The sequence below is a fragment of the Metapseudomonas otitidis genome (assembly GCF_900111835.1).
Classification (GTDB): Bacteria; Pseudomonadota; Gammaproteobacteria; order Pseudomonadales; family Pseudomonadaceae; genus Metapseudomonas; species Metapseudomonas otitidis.
Window position 1 is genome coordinate 1 of the sequence record NZ_FOJP01000037.1, and the last position, 16,662, is coordinate 16,662.

24 protein-coding genes are annotated in these 16,662 nt (G+C 57.8%); 23 read left to right on the forward strand and 1 reads right to left on the reverse strand.

The features are described 5' to 3' along the window. From BM198_RS30355 to BM198_RS28755, 5 genes are all read left to right on the forward strand, one after another. On the forward strand, positions 1-197 hold a 197-nt coding region (locus BM198_RS30355; RefSeq protein ID WP_208610389.1), incomplete at its 5' end, for a hypothetical protein. Between the two features lies 1 nt (position 198). Further along, positions 199-501: a hypothetical protein gene (locus tag BM198_RS28735; RefSeq protein ID WP_058165564.1), complete on the forward strand. Its 303-nt coding sequence runs from the start codon at positions 199-201 to the stop codon at positions 499-501. Between the two features lie 169 nt (positions 502-670). Beyond that, positions 671-1,087, forward strand: coding sequence for an antirestriction protein (locus tag BM198_RS28740; RefSeq protein WP_074974219.1), 417 nt, complete (start codon positions 671-673; stop codon positions 1,085-1,087). A 465-nt stretch (positions 1,088-1,552) separates the two neighbouring features. After that, on the forward strand, positions 1,553-2,005 hold the full coding sequence (radC, locus tag BM198_RS28750; RefSeq protein WP_058165559.1) for a RadC family protein: 453 nt from the start codon (positions 1,553-1,555) through the stop codon (positions 2,003-2,005). 33 nt (positions 2,006-2,038) lie between these two features. Then, positions 2,039-2,527, forward strand: a complete 489-nt coding sequence (locus tag BM198_RS28755) for a hypothetical protein (RefSeq protein WP_058165557.1) — start codon at positions 2,039-2,041, stop codon at positions 2,525-2,527. Between the two features lie 197 nt (positions 2,528-2,724). On the opposite strand, the gene BM198_RS30010 is transcribed toward BM198_RS28755, so the two are convergent. Then, complete coding sequence (locus BM198_RS30010; RefSeq protein ID WP_034017828.1) at positions 2,725-2,970, reverse strand: hypothetical protein; 246 nt, start codon at positions 2,968-2,970, stop codon at positions 2,725-2,727. 98 nt (positions 2,971-3,068) lie between these two features. On the opposite strand from BM198_RS30010, the gene BM198_RS28760 reads away from it, so the two are divergent. The 18 genes from BM198_RS28760 to BM198_RS28850 all read left to right on the forward strand — a co-directional run bounded on the left by BM198_RS28760 (position 3,069) and on the right by BM198_RS28850 (position 16,260). Then, entirely contained in the window at positions 3,069-3,434 is a 366-nt protein-coding gene (locus tag BM198_RS28760) for a hypothetical protein (RefSeq protein WP_052157341.1), read from the forward strand. Positions 3,435-3,438: 4 nt separating this feature from the next. Continuing rightward, a complete protein-coding gene (locus BM198_RS28765; protein ID WP_034017831.1) occupies positions 3,439-3,759 on the forward strand; it encodes a hypothetical protein in 321 nt (106 codons plus the stop codon). Between the two features lie 3 nt (positions 3,760-3,762). Continuing rightward, on the forward strand, positions 3,763-6,309 hold the full coding sequence (locus BM198_RS28770; RefSeq protein WP_074974221.1) for a VirB4 family type IV secretion system protein: 2,547 nt from the start codon (positions 3,763-3,765) through the stop codon (positions 6,307-6,309). Between the two features lie 2 nt (positions 6,310-6,311). Then, positions 6,312-7,160, forward strand: a complete 849-nt coding sequence (locus BM198_RS28775) for a hypothetical protein (protein ID WP_074974223.1) — start codon at positions 6,312-6,314, stop codon at positions 7,158-7,160. Between the two features lie 8 nt (positions 7,161-7,168). Beyond that, positions 7,169-7,660 carry a hypothetical protein gene (locus BM198_RS28780; RefSeq protein WP_139233737.1) on the forward strand — a complete coding sequence of 164 codons (492 nt, stop codon included), beginning with the start codon at positions 7,169-7,171 and terminating at the stop codon, positions 7,658-7,660. Then, on the forward strand, positions 7,657-8,766 hold the full coding sequence (locus tag BM198_RS28785; RefSeq protein ID WP_074974227.1) for a hypothetical protein: 1,110 nt from the start codon (positions 7,657-7,659) through the stop codon (positions 8,764-8,766). The genes BM198_RS28780 and BM198_RS28785 overlap by 4 nt, the downstream gene beginning before the upstream one ends. Before the next feature lie 9 nt (positions 8,767-8,775). After that, the gene (locus BM198_RS28790; protein ID WP_058165547.1) at positions 8,776-9,546 is read left to right on the forward strand and encodes a hypothetical protein; all 771 of its coding nucleotides are present in this window, start codon (positions 8,776-8,778) and stop codon (positions 9,544-9,546) included. Beyond that, positions 9,546-10,391, forward strand: coding sequence for a TrbG/VirB9 family P-type conjugative transfer protein (locus BM198_RS28795; protein WP_231387827.1), 846 nt, complete (start codon positions 9,546-9,548; stop codon positions 10,389-10,391). The genes BM198_RS28790 and BM198_RS28795 overlap by 1 nt, the downstream gene beginning before the upstream one ends. Before the next feature lie 9 nt (positions 10,392-10,400). Beyond that, positions 10,401-11,849 (forward strand): TraB/TrbI/VirB10 family type IV secretion system protein, encoded by a 1,449-nt coding sequence (locus BM198_RS28800; protein WP_083422502.1) that lies wholly within the window; start codon positions 10,401-10,403, stop codon positions 11,847-11,849. Next, positions 11,806-12,198 (forward strand): hypothetical protein, encoded by a 393-nt coding sequence (locus BM198_RS28805; protein WP_244165750.1) that lies wholly within the window; start codon positions 11,806-11,808, stop codon positions 12,196-12,198. Before BM198_RS28800 ends, BM198_RS28805 begins: the two co-directional genes overlap by 44 nt. Further along, a complete protein-coding gene (locus tag BM198_RS30015; protein ID WP_034017847.1) occupies positions 12,195-12,389 on the forward strand; it encodes a hypothetical protein in 195 nt (64 codons plus the stop codon). The genes BM198_RS28805 and BM198_RS30015 overlap by 4 nt, the downstream gene beginning before the upstream one ends. Beyond that, a complete protein-coding gene (locus BM198_RS28815; RefSeq protein ID WP_083422503.1) occupies positions 12,361-13,131 on the forward strand; it encodes a lytic transglycosylase domain-containing protein in 771 nt (256 codons plus the stop codon). Before BM198_RS30015 ends, BM198_RS28815 begins: the two co-directional genes overlap by 29 nt. After that, a complete protein-coding gene (locus tag BM198_RS28820) occupies positions 13,128-13,442 on the forward strand; it encodes a hypothetical protein (protein WP_074974235.1) in 315 nt (104 codons plus the stop codon). The genes BM198_RS28815 and BM198_RS28820 overlap by 4 nt, the downstream gene beginning before the upstream one ends. Before the next feature lie 100 nt (positions 13,443-13,542). Next, entirely contained in the window at positions 13,543-13,941 is a 399-nt protein-coding gene (locus BM198_RS28825) for a hypothetical protein (RefSeq protein WP_074974237.1), read from the forward strand. A 32-nt stretch (positions 13,942-13,973) separates the two neighbouring features. Continuing rightward, on the forward strand, positions 13,974-14,186 hold the full coding sequence (locus BM198_RS28830) for a hypothetical protein (protein WP_196913663.1): 213 nt from the start codon (positions 13,974-13,976) through the stop codon (positions 14,184-14,186). A 436-nt stretch (positions 14,187-14,622) separates the two neighbouring features. Further along, a complete protein-coding gene (locus BM198_RS28840; RefSeq protein ID WP_034017860.1) occupies positions 14,623-14,883 on the forward strand; it encodes a hypothetical protein in 261 nt (86 codons plus the stop codon). A gap of 103 nt (positions 14,884-14,986) precedes the next feature. Further along, a complete protein-coding gene (locus BM198_RS28845; protein WP_052157347.1) occupies positions 14,987-15,229 on the forward strand; it encodes a hypothetical protein in 243 nt (80 codons plus the stop codon). 188 nt (positions 15,230-15,417) lie between these two features. Next, positions 15,418-16,260: a hypothetical protein gene (locus tag BM198_RS28850; protein WP_139233738.1), complete on the forward strand. Its 843-nt coding sequence runs from the start codon at positions 15,418-15,420 to the stop codon at positions 16,258-16,260. The last annotated feature ends 402 nt before the right edge of the window (positions 16,261-16,662 follow it).

Here is a 16,662-nt window from a genome sequence, read left to right on the forward strand (position 1 = left end):
CCGAGGTCGAGCTGCTGCAGCTGGTGGACGTGGCCACCGTGACGGCCGGCGCCGGCCGCGCGGATCCTGCAGGGCAGATTGCAATCGTTTTTCCGCCATCGAGGATCCACCAGGTCGAGAAAATGCAATCAGTGGGGGGTGTGCTAGAGTTGGCCTCGCTGGGCGAATGGCTCAGCGCAACAACCGGAGAACTCTGAAATGACCGATACCTGTGAAGAGCTGAAGCTGCTGCGTAACCTGTTGTCTCGCTGGCTGTCTATCGACAGTTGGGAAGACAGTCAGATAGCCCCATTGCCCCTGGTTGAATCCACCAGGGAGGCACTGAAGGGGAGCATGCCCGAATCGACCGTGGTGGTTCTCATCAGTGGTGGTTGCTTGCAAGGGGTGTGGTCGGACGTGCAGGGGTTGGCGGTGGAGCTGATCGACCGGGACAATGAAGCTGCGGGCGACCCCATGCCTGACCTCGATGAGGTCACGCAAGGGCTTCGCGCGGTGTGGTGAGTGGAAAGGGGCCTTGAGCCCCTTTCTTTTTTGCAATCATTATTCGGTGCCGGCAGCTGCCTGGAATGCTAAAAATGCAATCATAATTCTTGATCGGCAGGCCGAGGCTCTGTATAATGGGCCCTGCAGGTTGGACGAATGGTTCGACCCTTACCCGGAGAATTCCGACATGACCACGCAACAACTCTCTGCTGTTTCCTCCCGCCGCGTTTCCGAGCGCTCTCGCTTGAACACCCTTCCGCGTCATTTCGGCCGTCTGATGATGGTCGTTGAGCATGCTGTCATGGATGCAATGGGCGAGCTGGCCAGCGCCTACCAGGGCGGCTATTGGGAGTTCTACGAGCTGTCGAATGGCGGCTTCTACATGGCGCCGAATGCACCTGAACGCTTCGTGCTGCTGAGCCAGGGTAGCGGTAATGAGGGTGAGCTGAGCGCCGATGCCGCTGGCATCGTTGCCTGCCTCTTTGCGATCAATCGCGTTTGGGGGCGCTACCAGCTCGACGGCCTGGCCGATCACTACCACTGGCTGCTCGCGTTCGCGCGCGAGCATGTGGAGTGGAACACCATCGCTCATATCATCGACTGATGACAGCCCGGCCCGGCGTGAGCCGGGCCACCTGTGGGGGGTTCGGAATGAAGTCGAGCGAAGCTGGTGTGCCGGGAGCGGTAGACATTCGGTGGCGATATTCGGTGCGGTGGTGCCTGCCGTATACGCCGTGCCCGGGGCCGCTGGAGCTTATGGTGGTGCAGGTGCCGCCTGGTCAGAGGGCGCCCCAGGAGATTCTTGATTGTTGGGCTACCAGGCCGCAGGGCTACGGGCTGTGCGTTGACTTTCCGCAGTCTAAGGCGGTCAAGCGGTGGACTGCCGAGCGCAAGGGAGCTGTCCGTCTCAAGAGGCTGGAGGCTCGCTTGCAGAGACAGGCGCCGCTTTTCGCGGACGAGTTGCTGGAGCGCGAGCAGCAGGAGCGGGCGGACTACTTCAAGGGGCTCTAGCGGGGCTATACTGCCTGCGCCGTGCGAATGGCTCGGCGTCACAAACGGAGAATTCCGCATGCAAGACTTTACCGATGAGGAACGGGGCATCATTGCCCAGGCGCTGGAGATCCTGGAGCGCAAGCTGCAGGGGAAAGCAGCTTTAGAGTCGCCTGAGGCTGTGCGTTGCTATCTTCGGCTGCTGTTGGGGCCGGAGCGCAATGAACACTTCGGAATGATCTTCCTGGATACCAGGCATCGGGTACTAACCTATAAGAGCCTGTTTCATGGCTCTATCAGCGGTGCGAGCGTCTACCCGCGAGTGGTGGTGCAGGAGGCTCTAGCCTGCAACGCCGCCGCAGCGATAGCCGTACACAACCATCCAAGCGGGTGCGTGGAGCCTTCCCAGGCAGATCGAACTCTGACTGTGAAGCTCCAGGACGCATTGTCTCTCGTTGAGGTTCGCTTGATTGATCACATGGTGGTCAGCCATAGCGATTACTTTTCCTTCGCAGAGCGTGGGCTGCTTTAGCAGCCCACCGCTTTCTCACGTCTGGAGAAAACTATGGAGACTCAAGGAACCTATCAGGTGTCGACCACGTATGTTCGCGGGGACAGCCTTCGTCTGTTTGCTGAGGGGTGGGTGGCACCAACTGCGCCGGAAGTTCGGCAGGTGCTGCAAATGGCTGGTCTGGACCCACGGGCTGCCGGTGACTTCCTCGGGGTGTCACGCCGCCAGGTCAACCGCTGGACTACCGCCGAGGAAGATATTGCCTACAGCTGCTGGGTGATGTTGTGCCAGCGTGCCGGCATCGGCTACCTGGTCGGCCAGGCCGCGCCGCAGTGGCGAGAGCCAGAAGGGGAAGGGGTGCGGAACTTGTATCGCTTTGAGCTGGATCGGATACATGCGATAGAGGTCTACGGTAGGCCGGAAATGGCCTGGTATGAGTGGCGCGGATTGATGAGTGGCGAGCAGGTGGCGGGCTCGGAGGATGCGGGCTACGGCGATCCGCTTGCAGCTCTCCGGGACGCCCTGAATTGGCTGCTGAGCTGATGCCGCATGGCGAATGGCTTACACGCAGGGTAGTCGCTTTGCTCTTATGATCCGCCAATCTTTTGGCTAAGACCTGTCTGAAATGTGTGAAGAAAGTTACACATTTCGGTTTTTTGACATGGAAGGACTTGGCGGGCACGACGCAGCGGGGTAAGTTCCTCCCCGCTAGTCGTTAGGCATCAATGGACGATGCCAGGTTAAGTCCCCGTGCGATCCAACAGGATCCGGCGCAGCTCGGCCTTCAGAGTCTCGTAATCGCGAGCCTTCCGAGGATCGAAGCGGTCGCTGTTCTCAAGTGCGATTTCAAGCAAAGCCCGTATGACCATCGAGCGCGATGGTCGTCCGAAAAACCTTTCGGACTGCAAGGGTTCCACCAATTTTTGATCCGTCTCTTCCAGGACTTGTCCTGGCAGCGTGATGTTCGTCGGCGTTGATCTGCTCATGCAGTGGCACCGGTAGGGCTAGGCATTGCCATAGCTCTAGATATGTGTATATTTATGCGCATATCTCTATACATTTCTGGACAAGGAGTCGTTAATAAATGGGCGAGCATAGAAACCCCAACCTCAAAAATAAAGCGGTGTTCACCCAGCGCGACATGATTCTTGGAATCCCGTCGCGTGTTTTCATTGGAACGCTGTTCCTGGTCGCCTTCGCTGCTGTCGTCTTCTGCGTCTATCTGCCCATCTACCTCGGCCTGGGCTCAAGCCTAGTCATCGGTCTGCTGGTACTGATCCCCGTCTACCTCGTCCACAAGGACGATCCCGAAGCCTACATCGTCTGGCTGCGCAGCCTCTTTGCTGCGGCCAGGCTCACCGTCAGTCGCAGCACTCGGCGCCGTGTGCTGCTTCTGTCTCGCCGTGCTGACGGCAACTTGCAAGTAACCACCATCACGAAAAGGAACTAACCAAATGCTGAACCGCGTTTTCTGGCTGTTCGCTAGCCTCTTCCTCTCTCCGCTGGCCTTGGCCGCAAACAACGACGTTGACCTGGGCTCCCCTGGCGACGGCCCTCTGGCCGCCTTCGCCGGTTTCATGCAGGAGCTGGTCAACTTCGTCGGTGGGCCGGGAGTGCTCTTCATCGTCTTCGTTTCCGCGGCTGCCGGTATTGGCCTGTGGGTGATGGCGCCCAAGTCCGGCTCTGCGGCGGTTGCCTGGATCGCCCGTGTCTGCGTCGGTGGTATCGCGCTGTTCAACCTGGCGCTGCTGCTGGCCTGGTATCAGGGGTTCTAAGTCATGGGCGAAGCAGCACGAGTAGGCACCCCGTTCAACGAAGCCCTCTGGCTCGCCGGGGCATGGCAAGACTTCACCCTGTCGCATGCAGGCGGCCTCATCGGCGGCCTTGAGCTGTCCGGTATCGACCCCAAGGGGTTGAGTGAGGGGGACTTGGAAAAAGCCTCCGTGCTGCTGCGCAACTTGCTTCAGACCCTGAATCAAGACCTGGTTGTCTCGCAGTATTACTGGCATTTCGAGGGGGCCAAGGTTGCGCTCCAGGAGCGCGACAACCCGCGAAGCAACATGCTGTCGAAGCGGCGCATGGACTTCCTCAACAACAACCGCAACCTCAGTTGCGGTCGTTTGTTTTGGCTGCTCGATGTTCCTACCACGGAGAACATCAACAAGGTGCTGGCTACCGGCACCCTCAAGGCGCTGTTTTCAGCGCCTTTCGAGCGCAAGTCGCGGGAGCTGCTGAAGGCCAAGCTGACCAATTGGGGCGCCTGGCTGGTCGAGCAAGAAGAGCTGCGCCGCCAATGCGACCTTCTGGATAGCTCCTTGGAGGATCTCGACGCCAAGCTGCAGATCCTCTCCGCGTCTAACCAGCGGCTGGGGGTGCGGGAGCAGTGGGCGCTTTTCCGTGCATTGGTCAACCTGCGACCCGAGTACCTGGACAGCGCACTGGACGAGGCTGTCCCGGGCGACGATTGGGACCGGCTGCTGGCAGATGGCGATATCCATCCGGTCAACATCGACGGCATGGAGTGCCTGAAGATCGAGGGCGCTGAGCCCGTTTATGCCCGCATTGCGTCGATGGTGGGTTATGGCGCCGAGCATGTGCCGGAAGGCATGTGGGGGAGGGGAGACGTTAAGCCGATCCTGCAGCACGGCAACTACCTGGTGATGACCCGTTTCAGTCCGCTTACGGCGCTGCAGAAAGCGTTGATGCTGACCGGCAAGGAGAACGAACTGCACCGCAGCCAAATGAAGCTGTCGGCGCTGATGAAGGGGGAGGACGTCAGCTCAGAGATTGAGCGGAAGATCAACGACAGCGGGATCCTCAAGAAGAAGGTTCAGGAGCTGGAAGAGGCGGCGAACACCCCTGATCGCTATGGCCACTTCCATTCGCATGTTGTGGTCTTCGACCGCGACCCTGCCAAGCTCCGGCAGACCTGTCGCCAGATGGCCACCGCGTTGACGCAGAGCGGCTTCCATCCGGTGTGGGAGAGTGCTGGGCAGATCGACTTGTTCCCGATGCTGCTGCCTGGTTATCCGAATCGCTGCTTCCGCAGTTCCGAGTTCACAACCTCCCAGGCCGGCGCGACTGCCCTGGTCTTCAAGAGCAGCGAAGGCATCAAGACGTGGGGTGAGCAGCGGGAGGAAGCGGTTTACATCCTGGAGAGCGATGACGGCACGCCATTCCACTACACGCCATTCATTGGCGATAAGTGCCTAGTCCTCGGCGTTGGCCCGACCCGTTCTGGTAAGTCGTTCACCAAGAACGTCATGGCTGGTCACTTCATGAAGTACGGCAATGGCGAGGGGCTGGGCTCACTGTATCAGTCCATCGGCGTGGATCCGGGCGACGAGCCCCTTGCCATGTTCTTCAAGGATCATGGGGGGATCTTCCGCATCGAGAACCCGGAAACTGATCGCGGGTTCAATCCGTTCGTGGCGGCGGGGGGTGTGGACGACGCGCATTTCACCCACCACATGCTGTCGCAGATCCGCATCATGTTGAAGCTGAACGACAGCGAGGCGTTGCGCAGCTTAGATGCCCATGAGCAGCGCGACCTCGACCGCGCCCTGCAGGCGGTTCTCCACCTTCCGCCGCACATGCAGAACATGAGTTCGCTGGCTGACCACTGCGCCCAGGGCTTGAAGCAGAAGCTGAACCGCTGGGTGCGTGGAGGCATGTACGGAAACCTCTTCGACAACAAGGTCGATGGCATTGGTCAGATGGACAAGCGCCTGGCTGTCTACAACCTGGCCGGGGTGAAGGACATGCCCGAGCTGGCCCAGCTGGTGATGAACGAAATTTTCTACCGTGTCATCCGGCTGTTTGAGGATCCTCGGTACCGCAGTGTCCCGAAGTTCCTGGAAATTGACGAAGCCCAATACATCTTCGGTATTCCTGGATCCGTAGAGCGCGCCGTTGCAAAAGCGCGTACCTGGTTCAAGCACTTCGGTGGAATGGGCTTCTGGACTCAAAGCCCTGAGCACTACATGAATATCCCGGAATGGAACACTCTGCGTAGTTCTGCATCCACCTGGATATTCATGCCCGACCAGGAAATGGATAAGGACTTGTACAAGCAAGCCTTCCAGCTCAAAGACGGCGAGTGCGATGCCATCGCCTCGCTCACTCCGCGTAAACAGGCATACATCATTCAGCGAGAAGTTGGCATTTCAAAAACGGTGAATGTCAATGTCGCGCCTGAAGAATATGTAATTGCCACCAGTCGTCCGACTGAGGCCGTTATTGTCAAACAAATGCTGGAGCAATATCCGAACGATATTGACGAGGCAGTCAAGCAGATGGTCAGCCGCATCTTTAAAGGAGAGTGACGATGAATATCAAAGTAACTCTACGAGCCGCTATTGCTGCAATTGTTATGAGCATCGCGCCGGTGCCAGTAACTGCGAGTGGCTTCCCGACTGTGGATATTGCCGCTATTGCTCAGTCTGTTACGGATTACATCAACCAGTTGCAGCAGTACGCCGAAGCGATGGCGCAAACCGCGCTCAATGAGAGCCAGCTGGCCGAAGCAATCAAGCTCTATGAGCAGACGATGATTGAGTATGACCACATGTTGCGGCAGATGGAGGGTTTGAAGAACCGCATTTCTAACCGGCAGTGGCAGCAGATCTATGCGAAGTATGGGAGTGTCATCAACACCTATCCGGGCATGAAGCCCGACTTCGACTCTGCCCGATGGACGAAGATCAATCGCGAGCTGGAAACCCTCTTCCCCCGGGCGCAGCGCCTGAGCGACATAGAAGACGATCTGGCGTCGATTGCTTACGACTCGAATTCTCTGCAGCACATCACTGAGACGGCCCGCCAGAGCTACGCCCGTGAGCAGCTGGCGGTCGGGCAAAGCATGTTCGTCCAGGACATGGACGACGAGCTGGAAGTTCAGATGGGGCGTTATGGCGAGGTTGCCAGTAAGCGGGCCAGCCTTGGCCCGGAAGATCACCTGGCAACGCTGCAGGTAATGGCCGAGCAGAACGAACTTGTCATCGAGGCGCTGCAGCAGCAAAGCGCCATTAATAACGCGCAACTTCAATATTCCAATCAAATGGAGTCGCACTACTTCTCTAATCAGAACGTAGGGCGCAAAGCGACTTTGAACGAAGTTAAGGCGCGCCAAGCCCGCCCAATCATCGTAAATGAATCGCCCCTTGTAGAATATTGAGGTTCGCTATGAAAGTTTTTATTGCAACACTTCTGTCCTTATTTGTTTCGTGTGCTGCTGTCGCAGATGAAGCCGATGCCGCACGTGGAAAGATGATCCAGGACGGCATTAAAGTCTGCCAGAAGAGGGGCTTTGCAACGGTCGGCGAGCGTGACAAGTGCGTTAGTGAGTTCACTGCCAAAGCTAACGAGCGTTATCCGACACGTGGCTCCGAGGTTTATGCCAAAAAGCATTACGCCGGCATGAGCAAGGCACAAGCTGAAGCGGCCCTGATCGAGCTGCGCAAGGAGTGGGAGGCTGCACCGAGGGGCGGCTATTTCAGTGCTCGGCGCACCGGCCCGGCCAGCAAGAAGGCTATCGCCGAAGAAGGCTGGTGGATCCAGACCAACATCCTCGGGGTACGCCAGTCGCAGGACGATCCCTGGTTCATGGAGTGCAAGGGCTATCAAACGGCGAACATTGTGCGCCGCTGCCCCCTTGGTAAAGGGGGTGAAGAGTGATCCCGATCCTGAGCCTATTGGTGGCGCTGGGCGCGGTGGCTGTCATGGTCATCGCCTGGCGTGCTACCCGCGCTGCCCGACTGGTGGCGAAAGGGGAGGGGGTGCTGCCGCCTTCCCCCTTGCAGCAGCTGCAGCCCAAGCAGCGCCGTTCGCTGTTCCTGGCCTTGGGCTTGTTGGTTGTCTTTCTGCTGCCTCTGGTTCTCATTCAGCCGGCCGAGGCGGCGCTCTCCGATACGATGCGCGGGATCTTCGCTGGGGCGTTGGCGAACTTCGTCAACGGCATCATGCAAGACACCAATAACGATATTTATACCTGGTCTTGGATGATGTTCCTGGCCCTGGCTTTCTTGCTGCTCTTCATCGAGTTCGTGAAGTTTATCTTTGAGGGGTTTAATGCGGCTTCTCATCTTGAGGCGCTTTGTTATCTCTTCGTAACATTGGGATTGATGGCCAGCTACAACGCATTCACCGAAGCTATTTGGGGGGTAGGTGTCGGGCTCTCTAACGGTTATCAGCAGTACCTGGTCGGGAATACCGACAATTTCTTCCTATCGCAGTGGATCCATAAAGCAACTGGCGCGGTGGTTCTCGACGATCTGGATCTTTTCGACTCAATCAGACTGATTCTTTACACCGTACAGTGGACGGTAATCTGCGGGCTACTCGATGTTGTCTTTTGGTTGGCGGCAATGTGGGCCGAATTTGGCTATGCGCTGGCAAAGATTACTGGTCTGATATTCGTGCCGTTTCTATTGTTGCCGATGACACGCCCGCTGTTCGACGGGTGGTTTAAGTTTTTCTGTGGCTTTGTATTCCTGCTGATCATCCTGAAGGCAACTATGGTGGTTGCGGCAATTACCGTAAAAGCCATTCTTGAATCTCTTGGCGTAAGTTTCGCTGGCGACTACGGCGACCCGGCGCAGGTTGTTCAGATTGCTAAAGAGAATATGTACTTGCTGTTGGATGCGTCAGCAATGTTGCTTATTGCAATCTTGTTCATCCTGTCGTCATTTGCATTCGCCTCGATGATTGCGGGTGGCGTGGGCAATCTGAGCGGCGGCTTGGGCAAGGCAACCAACATGGCTATCCGTAAGTTTCTTAAGTAAGGAGGCGTTATGAACGCACGTTTGGATGACGCCGAACTTCAGAAAGTTCAGGCTCAAACTGATAAGCCCAAGCAGAACGCACAGCTTCGCGCAGAGCGAAATCGCTGGTTTGTGCTGTGCCTGTTCCAGGTGTTTGCTGTGATTCTGGCAGTTGCATTTGCCTGGTATGGTTTTAAAAAGGCCGAAAACAATACCGAGTTAGTCTATGTGAAGCTCTATCCGGACGGTACTTCAGATGTAGATAACTTCACGCCGGATGATGAGCAGCTGTATTTCCGATCCACTATTGACCAGGCGTTTGAGACTTACATCAAGTCGCGCTATGGCCAGCAGCCGGAAACCATAAAGCGAGACTTCGGCATGGCCGGCGTATTTATGTCACAGCCCATGTACAACGATTTCGTGAGTACCCAGCCAGGCGGGTTCAATGCGGCTCAGAAAGCGGCTGATATTTCGGTCAACAAGAACTCTGACCGAATTGAAATTGAGTGGGGCTTTTCCGACCACTACGACAAGATTCCCGCGGTATTCGATAAAAAGAATGGGGAAGTGATTCGCTCGAATATTTACTTCACCAGGATCACAAAAACGGCGACCGGGCTAGTTAAGCCGAACGGTACCGAAAAATTAATCCTTCGCGCTCAATGGCGTTTACTGCCAAAGAAAGAGCTGTCGAGCAAGAAGAAAACTTGGCTTCGCGTAAACCCTGTTGGCGTTGAGATCGTGCAAGCCGAACTGATTGAAGACCCGTCTAGTTTCACGAGTGCAGAGGCCAAATAATGATGAAAACCAAACTTTCCGCTATCACCGTTCCGGTGCTGCTGATGATTGCCGTGAGCGCTCAGGCATCTACTTGCCGGGTAATTCATTGGAAGCCGGACAGCGTTATCCAGATCAACAGCGCGCTCAATCTTGGCACGCGGGTTGAGCTGCCGGCCGACAACATCACGGATCCCGTGGGCAGCTCCGACCTGTGGAACGCAGAGGGCGCGGCCAACCAAGTGATGATCAAGCCCAACAGCCGAGAAGAGCAGGGCCAGAAGGCCGTAATCCGCGCCTGGACGGCTGACGGCAACGCCTATGACATCGTGGCAAACCGCGTCGAAGACAGCGCCCGGAATGACGTGTGCGTCAAGGTGGTGGCCGATGGCATGTTCTTCAGCTCGGGGGCTCGCGCGGCCCTAGGCCAACAGTCGTCTTTCATGGCCCAGGGGGCAGCTGCCGCAAACGCCCAGGTAGCCACCATGCAGCAGCAGTTGCAGCAGCTGCGCCGTGACGCCGAGGACGATAAGCGTAAGGCCGTCATGGAGGCGCTGCGCCGCTTCCGTTATCACGTGTACACCCGCTACAGCTGGGATCAGGGCAAAGGTTTCGCGGCCCAGGGCCTGATTTCCGATGTTTACGATGATGGTCGGTTCACTTACATCCGCCTGTTCCAACCGAACCGTGGATTGCTGTCTGTCGAAACTGAAGTTGGCGAAAAGAACGCCATTGTTCCGACCAAATACGATGATGCTTATGGCATGTACGTAATTTCCGGCATTTATCCGAAGTTCACTCTCCGGGTGGATGACGCGAAGATCAGTATTGCCCGCGCAGATGGCCGCACCAACGGCGAATTCTAAGGGGGCAACATGACCACAGAAGCCGCACCACGTATTGACGAACAGCCTGCAACTTACCGGCGTAAGTTGCAGCTCTGGCTGGGGATTGCCTTTGGCGTTGTTCTCGCGCTGCTGTTCGTGCTCACGCTCATCAATATCTTTTCCAAGATGGGAGGGAAGCCACAGCCCAAGACTGAGCCGGCGAAGGTAGAGCAGACCGGCCAGGCGGGTGATCGTGAAGATCAGTTCAACCAGCTGGTGGCCAACCGCCGTCCGAGCCGAGGGGCACAGGATGCCGGCGCCGACGAAGAGCTGAGCCCGCTTGAAGAGTCATTCAACAAGCTTGCGCAGAGCGGAAAAACTGCAAGCAGTGGCGGATCTGCAGCAGATGGCCAACAAGGGGGCGAGGCTAACCTGTCGGCCGCTGAGAAGGCTATGCGCCAGTGGGAGCAGCGCGAGAAGCTACGCGCGTTGCAGAGCGCACAAAGCGGCTGGGGGCTGGCGAAAGGCAACCTGGGAAAGAGCGCTAATACTACCGCCTCGGCGGCTGCGCCTGCTTCGCCCTCCGCGATGGCGGCGCCTCGCAGCTCTGTGGCCGCAGGTGGTGGTAATGACCTGATGGGGGCTCTGGATACGCTCAACCGCCCCTTCAACGAGTCGGCCAGCATCGAGGAGCGACGGGCCGAGGTTCGGCGCCGGATCGAGGAGGCCCAGCGCTTGCGCGCTGAGCTGGCATCGAAGGGTGCTGCTGGCCTGCCGAATGCTACGGGCCGGCCTGCTCCCAACCAGGAACAGGCCAAGCAACAGCTGCAGCAGGTGTCCAGTAGCTTCAACCGGGCGCCGGAGGATGTTGTTGGATATACCAAGTCCAACAGATACAACGCCGATATTTCCGGGAAGATTAAAGTTCCACCAGGAACGCTAATCCCGACAACGCTAATGCGTAAGTCTATTTCCGACTACATGACTGGCTCTTTGCAGGCAATTGTCAGTCACGATGTTTACGACACTACGCGGCAATATGTTCTGTTCCCCAAAGGCACGGAAATAAATATCGGTGTTGCACGCACCAGGAACGTCAACGAGGCGATTTCTAATCGCGTGGCCTTCTTGGTCAAAGAGGGCGTATTACCGAACGGCAATAAAATCGACTTCAGCAAGGCATCCGCAGTTGACCGCGAAGGCGTTGGCGCCATCGAGGATCAAGTTGACTATCACTTTATGGCGCAGTTCCTGGGTGTGGCGGCTTATGCACTTATTAGCAGTGAGTCCAGCTATAGCGGTACTGGTGATGAAGAGGGAAGTTATGCCGGTGACGTTGGGGAAAATGCCCGTCGTGAATTCTCTCCCTTGATCCAGAAGTACCTGAACATAGTGCCTACTGTGACGATTCGGCCTGGCCAGTCTTTCCGCGTAATCGTGGAAGAAGAAATGTATGTTGAGCCTTGGAGCGACCTCTATGCAAAATATGTTGATTAAAGTCTTGGTTTTCTTGGTGCTTATTCCATCTTTCGCAATGGCGAAAGATGAGCAGCCCGTCAAGATCGATCCTCTGAGTCTCTATGCGAGAACGGTATACCCGGAGGATGTCAAAACTGTTGGTGATGCCGCGCGCTATCTGTTGGAACCAACAGGCTATCAGCTTGTGGTCGTATATCCGGCTCCGAAAGATGCCGTTGATATTTACCAGCGCAAGATTCCACCAATTGCAAAAATCCACCGGACAATGCCAATTATCGACGCATTGCAAATTCTCATCGGTAATGACAATTGGATAGTTGTTGACCGAAACAACAAGCTAATTTCGTTCTCGGAGAGTAAGTCGTGAAAAAGGCCATGATCATTTTTGCGGTTCTTTCTGTGCTGACTGGCTGCAGCTCTACGAAGGTGGTTGGCACCGGCGATTTCTTCAACCTGACCAGTCGCAATGTCGTCTATCGCGACCTGACGCGCCCCGTGGGCTTCGATAACGAGCCGGAGCAAGCGAATTATGTCGTTCTCCCTGCTATCACCAAGTAAGGCGCTCATGGCTGCTCTTGCGCTCGGCCTGGCCGGCGCAACGAGCGCCGCTGAGGTCGAGCAGCATGACGCCGATTCGGCGGAGCTGTACGAATACCTCTTCCCGGAAGCGCCGCGTGGGCCATCTGCAGTAGCGCCTAGCGCTCCTGCAGGTGCCGCCTCGGCGCCGGCCAGGTTCTCGGGGTTCATGGATCAGAACCGACGCCGGAGCTGGTCAGAGGATCAGATCAACGCCATGCGCGACGCCTTCAAGCGCGCAGCGCCGCAGCCTACCGCGCCCGCCAGCGCCCCCGAGGGGGCGCCGGTCGATGGCGACACTAGCCTATTCGGTACGCCGCCGGCAGCCCTGGAGGGCTCGCCCTATGCCGAGCTGGTGACCAGGTATGCGCGAATGCGCAACCTCGATCCCCAGCTGGTTCACCAGATCATTCTTGTTGAGTCGCAGTACAACCCCAACGCAGTTAGCCCCAAGGGCGCCAAGGGGTTGATGCAACTGATGGACGAACTTTCCAATGAGTTCAATATCGATCCATTCGATCCTGAGTCGAATATCAATGTTGGAACTCAGTACCTCGCTAGGATGCTGGCGAGATTCAAATCATTGGACTTGGCCTTGGCTGCATATAACGCCGGGCCTGGTGCTGTCGAGAAGTACAACGGCATTCCGCCGTATGAGGAAACACAAAACTATGTAAGTCGGATTAAAGCCGGCATGACCAAGATGGAGGCGCGTAACGGATGAAAGAAATATTTATTGGCATATTCGCCGGGCTCTTAGTTTCCAGCACTGCCGTCGCTGGCAGTGAGTTCGACTTCGACTGGAACGATAAGAACGATATGCGCGGCGCCTGGGAAATGTGTGAAACGACGGGCTTCACCGAAGGAGACTGTCCGACGGTTTATACGAAGTGCTGGCAGCCGCCGATGATCTACAAAAAGAAAAAGAAAATACGGACTTACTGCAAAGACGATCCGAAGTTCAGTGTTAGCGAGAGCGACAAGGATCGCTATATCCAGGAAGGCTATCGCCGTGCCGGCGCTGAGCAGGAATAAGAAGTTATGACCGCTCGCTGATTCTAGCCCAGCGGTTTGCGTCACCTGCCGAGTGGTGAGCGGCCCGGGGCATCCGGGCACCAATGAAGAGGAAGGAACAATGCTCACTGATGCTGATCGCCAATGGCTTGCAGAACATCGCCGCAGTGTTGCGACCTGGTGCGATTTCTACCTCGCGCAGTTCCGGGGGATGGCCAGCGCCGAGCTGGCCGAGGTCGCCGGCCAGGTGCTGATCTACCACAAAGGCCGATTCGTTCTGGCTCAGGATCTCGCGGCCGAGGTGGTGAAGAGCGTCAGGCCCAGCCAAATCTTTGAGCAATGGAACTACGAATGCGCTTGCGCGGTTCACTTCGCCGCACAGGGGCTTTCGTCCTTCGATGCCGCTGCACTGTTGGTTGCCAGCGGTTACCAGGACGAGTCGCTGGACGAGCTGTCCAGCGCCTCGGACGAGGCTGTTCGAGAAGCCTGGCACGCCTTGTACGGCGAGCCAGAAGACTAAGCACCCCATCTATCCCAACGAGGTATTTCCCAATGGCAAGCAAAGAAACTGCACAGAAGATCCGCTATGACGCCCTGGTCGCCCATGAATATGGCCCCGAGGATGACCGTAAGACCCACTGGACTCGCGTAGGCGCGGGCTTCAGCAACGCCGATGGGAAGGGGATCAACATCGAGCTGACACCAGGGATCGCAGTATCCGGCCGCCTGGTTCTCCGCGTTTACGAGCCCAAGGACAAGGAGTGACCGTGAAAACACTAGATATGGTGTCGCCGGCGGATCCGATCGACACAACATCTAGTGCCACTGACGCCAGGCGGATCCCGGTGCTCGATCCCCTGGCGGTGTTGTCGCAGCGCCTGCAGGCGCTGCAGCTGGTGGACCTGGTTGTTCACGGCGGTGAGTGTCGATGGATGCGGACGCCTGTAAGGCCCCTGGAGGGCCCCAGCGTCGCGGAAGGCGGTCAAGGGGTAGGTGCGGCCCGCAGCCCCTACGGGGCGAGGACACGGCCCCTTGACGGCCTGGAGAGACAAAGAGCCTGAAGGCGGGAGGTAGGGGGTGCTCTTCCCCCTGCCTCCCGACGCCTCGCGGGCGAGAGCGGGTTGGAGAGAAGCCGCCGAAGGCGGCGCGAGAGGCGGGCAGCGCCCGGCCTCTTGTGGACAAGCAGCAGTAAGGAAAAAACGTGCGCCTAGCATTTCTGAAAGAGCTTTTCGATGGCGGCCTGTTGGTTGGTGCGACTGTTGAGCCTGCCGAGGTGGATGGCTGGTTGCTTAAGGTCACCAAGCAGAGCGGTGAGGTGGTGGCCGTCACGCTGGCTGCGCAGACCAGCCAGGTCAAGGTCTACAACCGTGTCAACGCCGCGATGATGGACGCCTGGCGGATTGGTTTTCGCAGCGTCGCCGTGACGTTGCCGGACGATTTCGAGCTGACTGGAGCGCGCTGACTCCCGCACGAAATTGCTGATCCATGCTCATGAATTTGCATTTTCATGCTGTGGCACTTAGTCTTCAGTCGATTTACCAGATCGAGCACGACGAGAGGGTGCGATGGCCGTGGACCTGTCTGCGATGCGCAAGCTGTTTGAAGGTGGGGCCCTGAAGGCGGCTATCGTCGCTCCGGCTCCCCTGGAAAAGGGTGCGTGGGTGCTAGTGGTCGAGCGCGCTGATGGCGCGCATGAGTACATGACCGTGGCTCGTTCCACGCGGCAGAAGATCTACAAGAGCTTGGAATCGGTAAGCGCTGACGCAGCTCGCGTCGGCTTTCGTGAGGTGAGGCTGCAAGTAGCGTAGAGACTTAATACAGAAACCAAAAAGCCCGGCTGGTAACCGGGCTTTTTGGAAAGAAAAAGAGCAGGTCGAATCTTGGCGGAGGAAACCTGCTCACTTAGGGGTGAGCTGATTATGGCTTTCACTGCGCCTGCGCGCAAGTTTGAAAAGTGCCATTTATCGCCGGCTCACCGCCATCTATGCGGGGGGTTATGGCGATAGAAACAAGGAAGTATGTGCCGCGCGTTAATAACGGCGGCAACTACTGTGGCCACCAGCCAGACGCACCGCGGCTGGAGCTGGTGAAGCCCTCGACGCTGAAAAATCGTCCGAAGATCCTGCAGCGCCTTCAGGAAGAGGTGCGTCAGTACTACCGCTCGCCCTCGCGCCTGCCATCCTTGAACGCAGCCAACGGCAGCAAGCGGCAGCAGCGCAGCGAACGGCGCGAGGCGTGCATCTTGGTCATGGGGGTGATCCTGGAGTACACCGACCTGACGTCGCTCAGGTGCGGCGTTCCAGGGCCCTCGGGCTTCCAGTCGCTCACCTTCGATTACCTGGCTGAATTCACGGGGATGGGCCTGCGCCGCATCGAGCGCGCTGTCGCAGACCTCAAGTTCAGCAACATCCTGACAGTCTCCCAGCCGCGACAGCTCCAGGACGATGGTTCTTACCGGGGCCTGGCGGCGGTGAAGGCTGTAAACAGCCTATTGTTCGGGGCATTCGGCTTGCTGAAGTGGCTGAAGCACGAACGTCAGAGAGCCAGCGAACGTCTGGCCAAGAAGGCGAAGAAGCAGGGCGGCAACCTCGGACAGTGGTCTAGGAGCGCTCTGGCGATAGGCCGGATGCTGGTTGTTCGTCGGGGCGGCGCGGGCGGTTTACCTCGGATTGGTGCTCCCCCAGGCGGGCCACCTGGGGGGCCGCAGATCGACGCCGAAACCTATGGACGAATGTTCAACAACCTGGTGATGGCGTTGAAGGAGGAAGACCCCACCAGGGACGGCGCGACCTGCCGACAACTGGCAGAAGCGATACTGACCAAGAAGCTAGCCGGTTGATCCCCAGCCGGCGCCTCCCCCTGCCTGATCGGCAGCGACTGGAGGCATTTCCCCCGTGATGCCGGTGCCCACGGCGCCGGCTACCCCCCCAAGAAGACGGAATCCCCCGGCGAGCGGCGGCCTGGCCGCCGCCGCAGCGCGTGCGCGCGAGGAAGAAAAAGTTAAGTGTCGGGATCATTCAAATTAAGTGTCGGCCCTTAATCAGGACGCTTTCAAAAGAATCAGAAGGGGGGTGTCGCAAGCTCCACCCAAATGACGCCCGCGCACTTCGTGCCTACGGCACGGCGCGGAACAGAGCACCCCTCCCGGGGGGGCCAGGGTTGCACCCTGGACGGCAGACCAACACCAAGGGGCGCTGCCCCTTGTAAACCCCGCTCTCGCCCGCGAGGCGTCGGGAGGCAG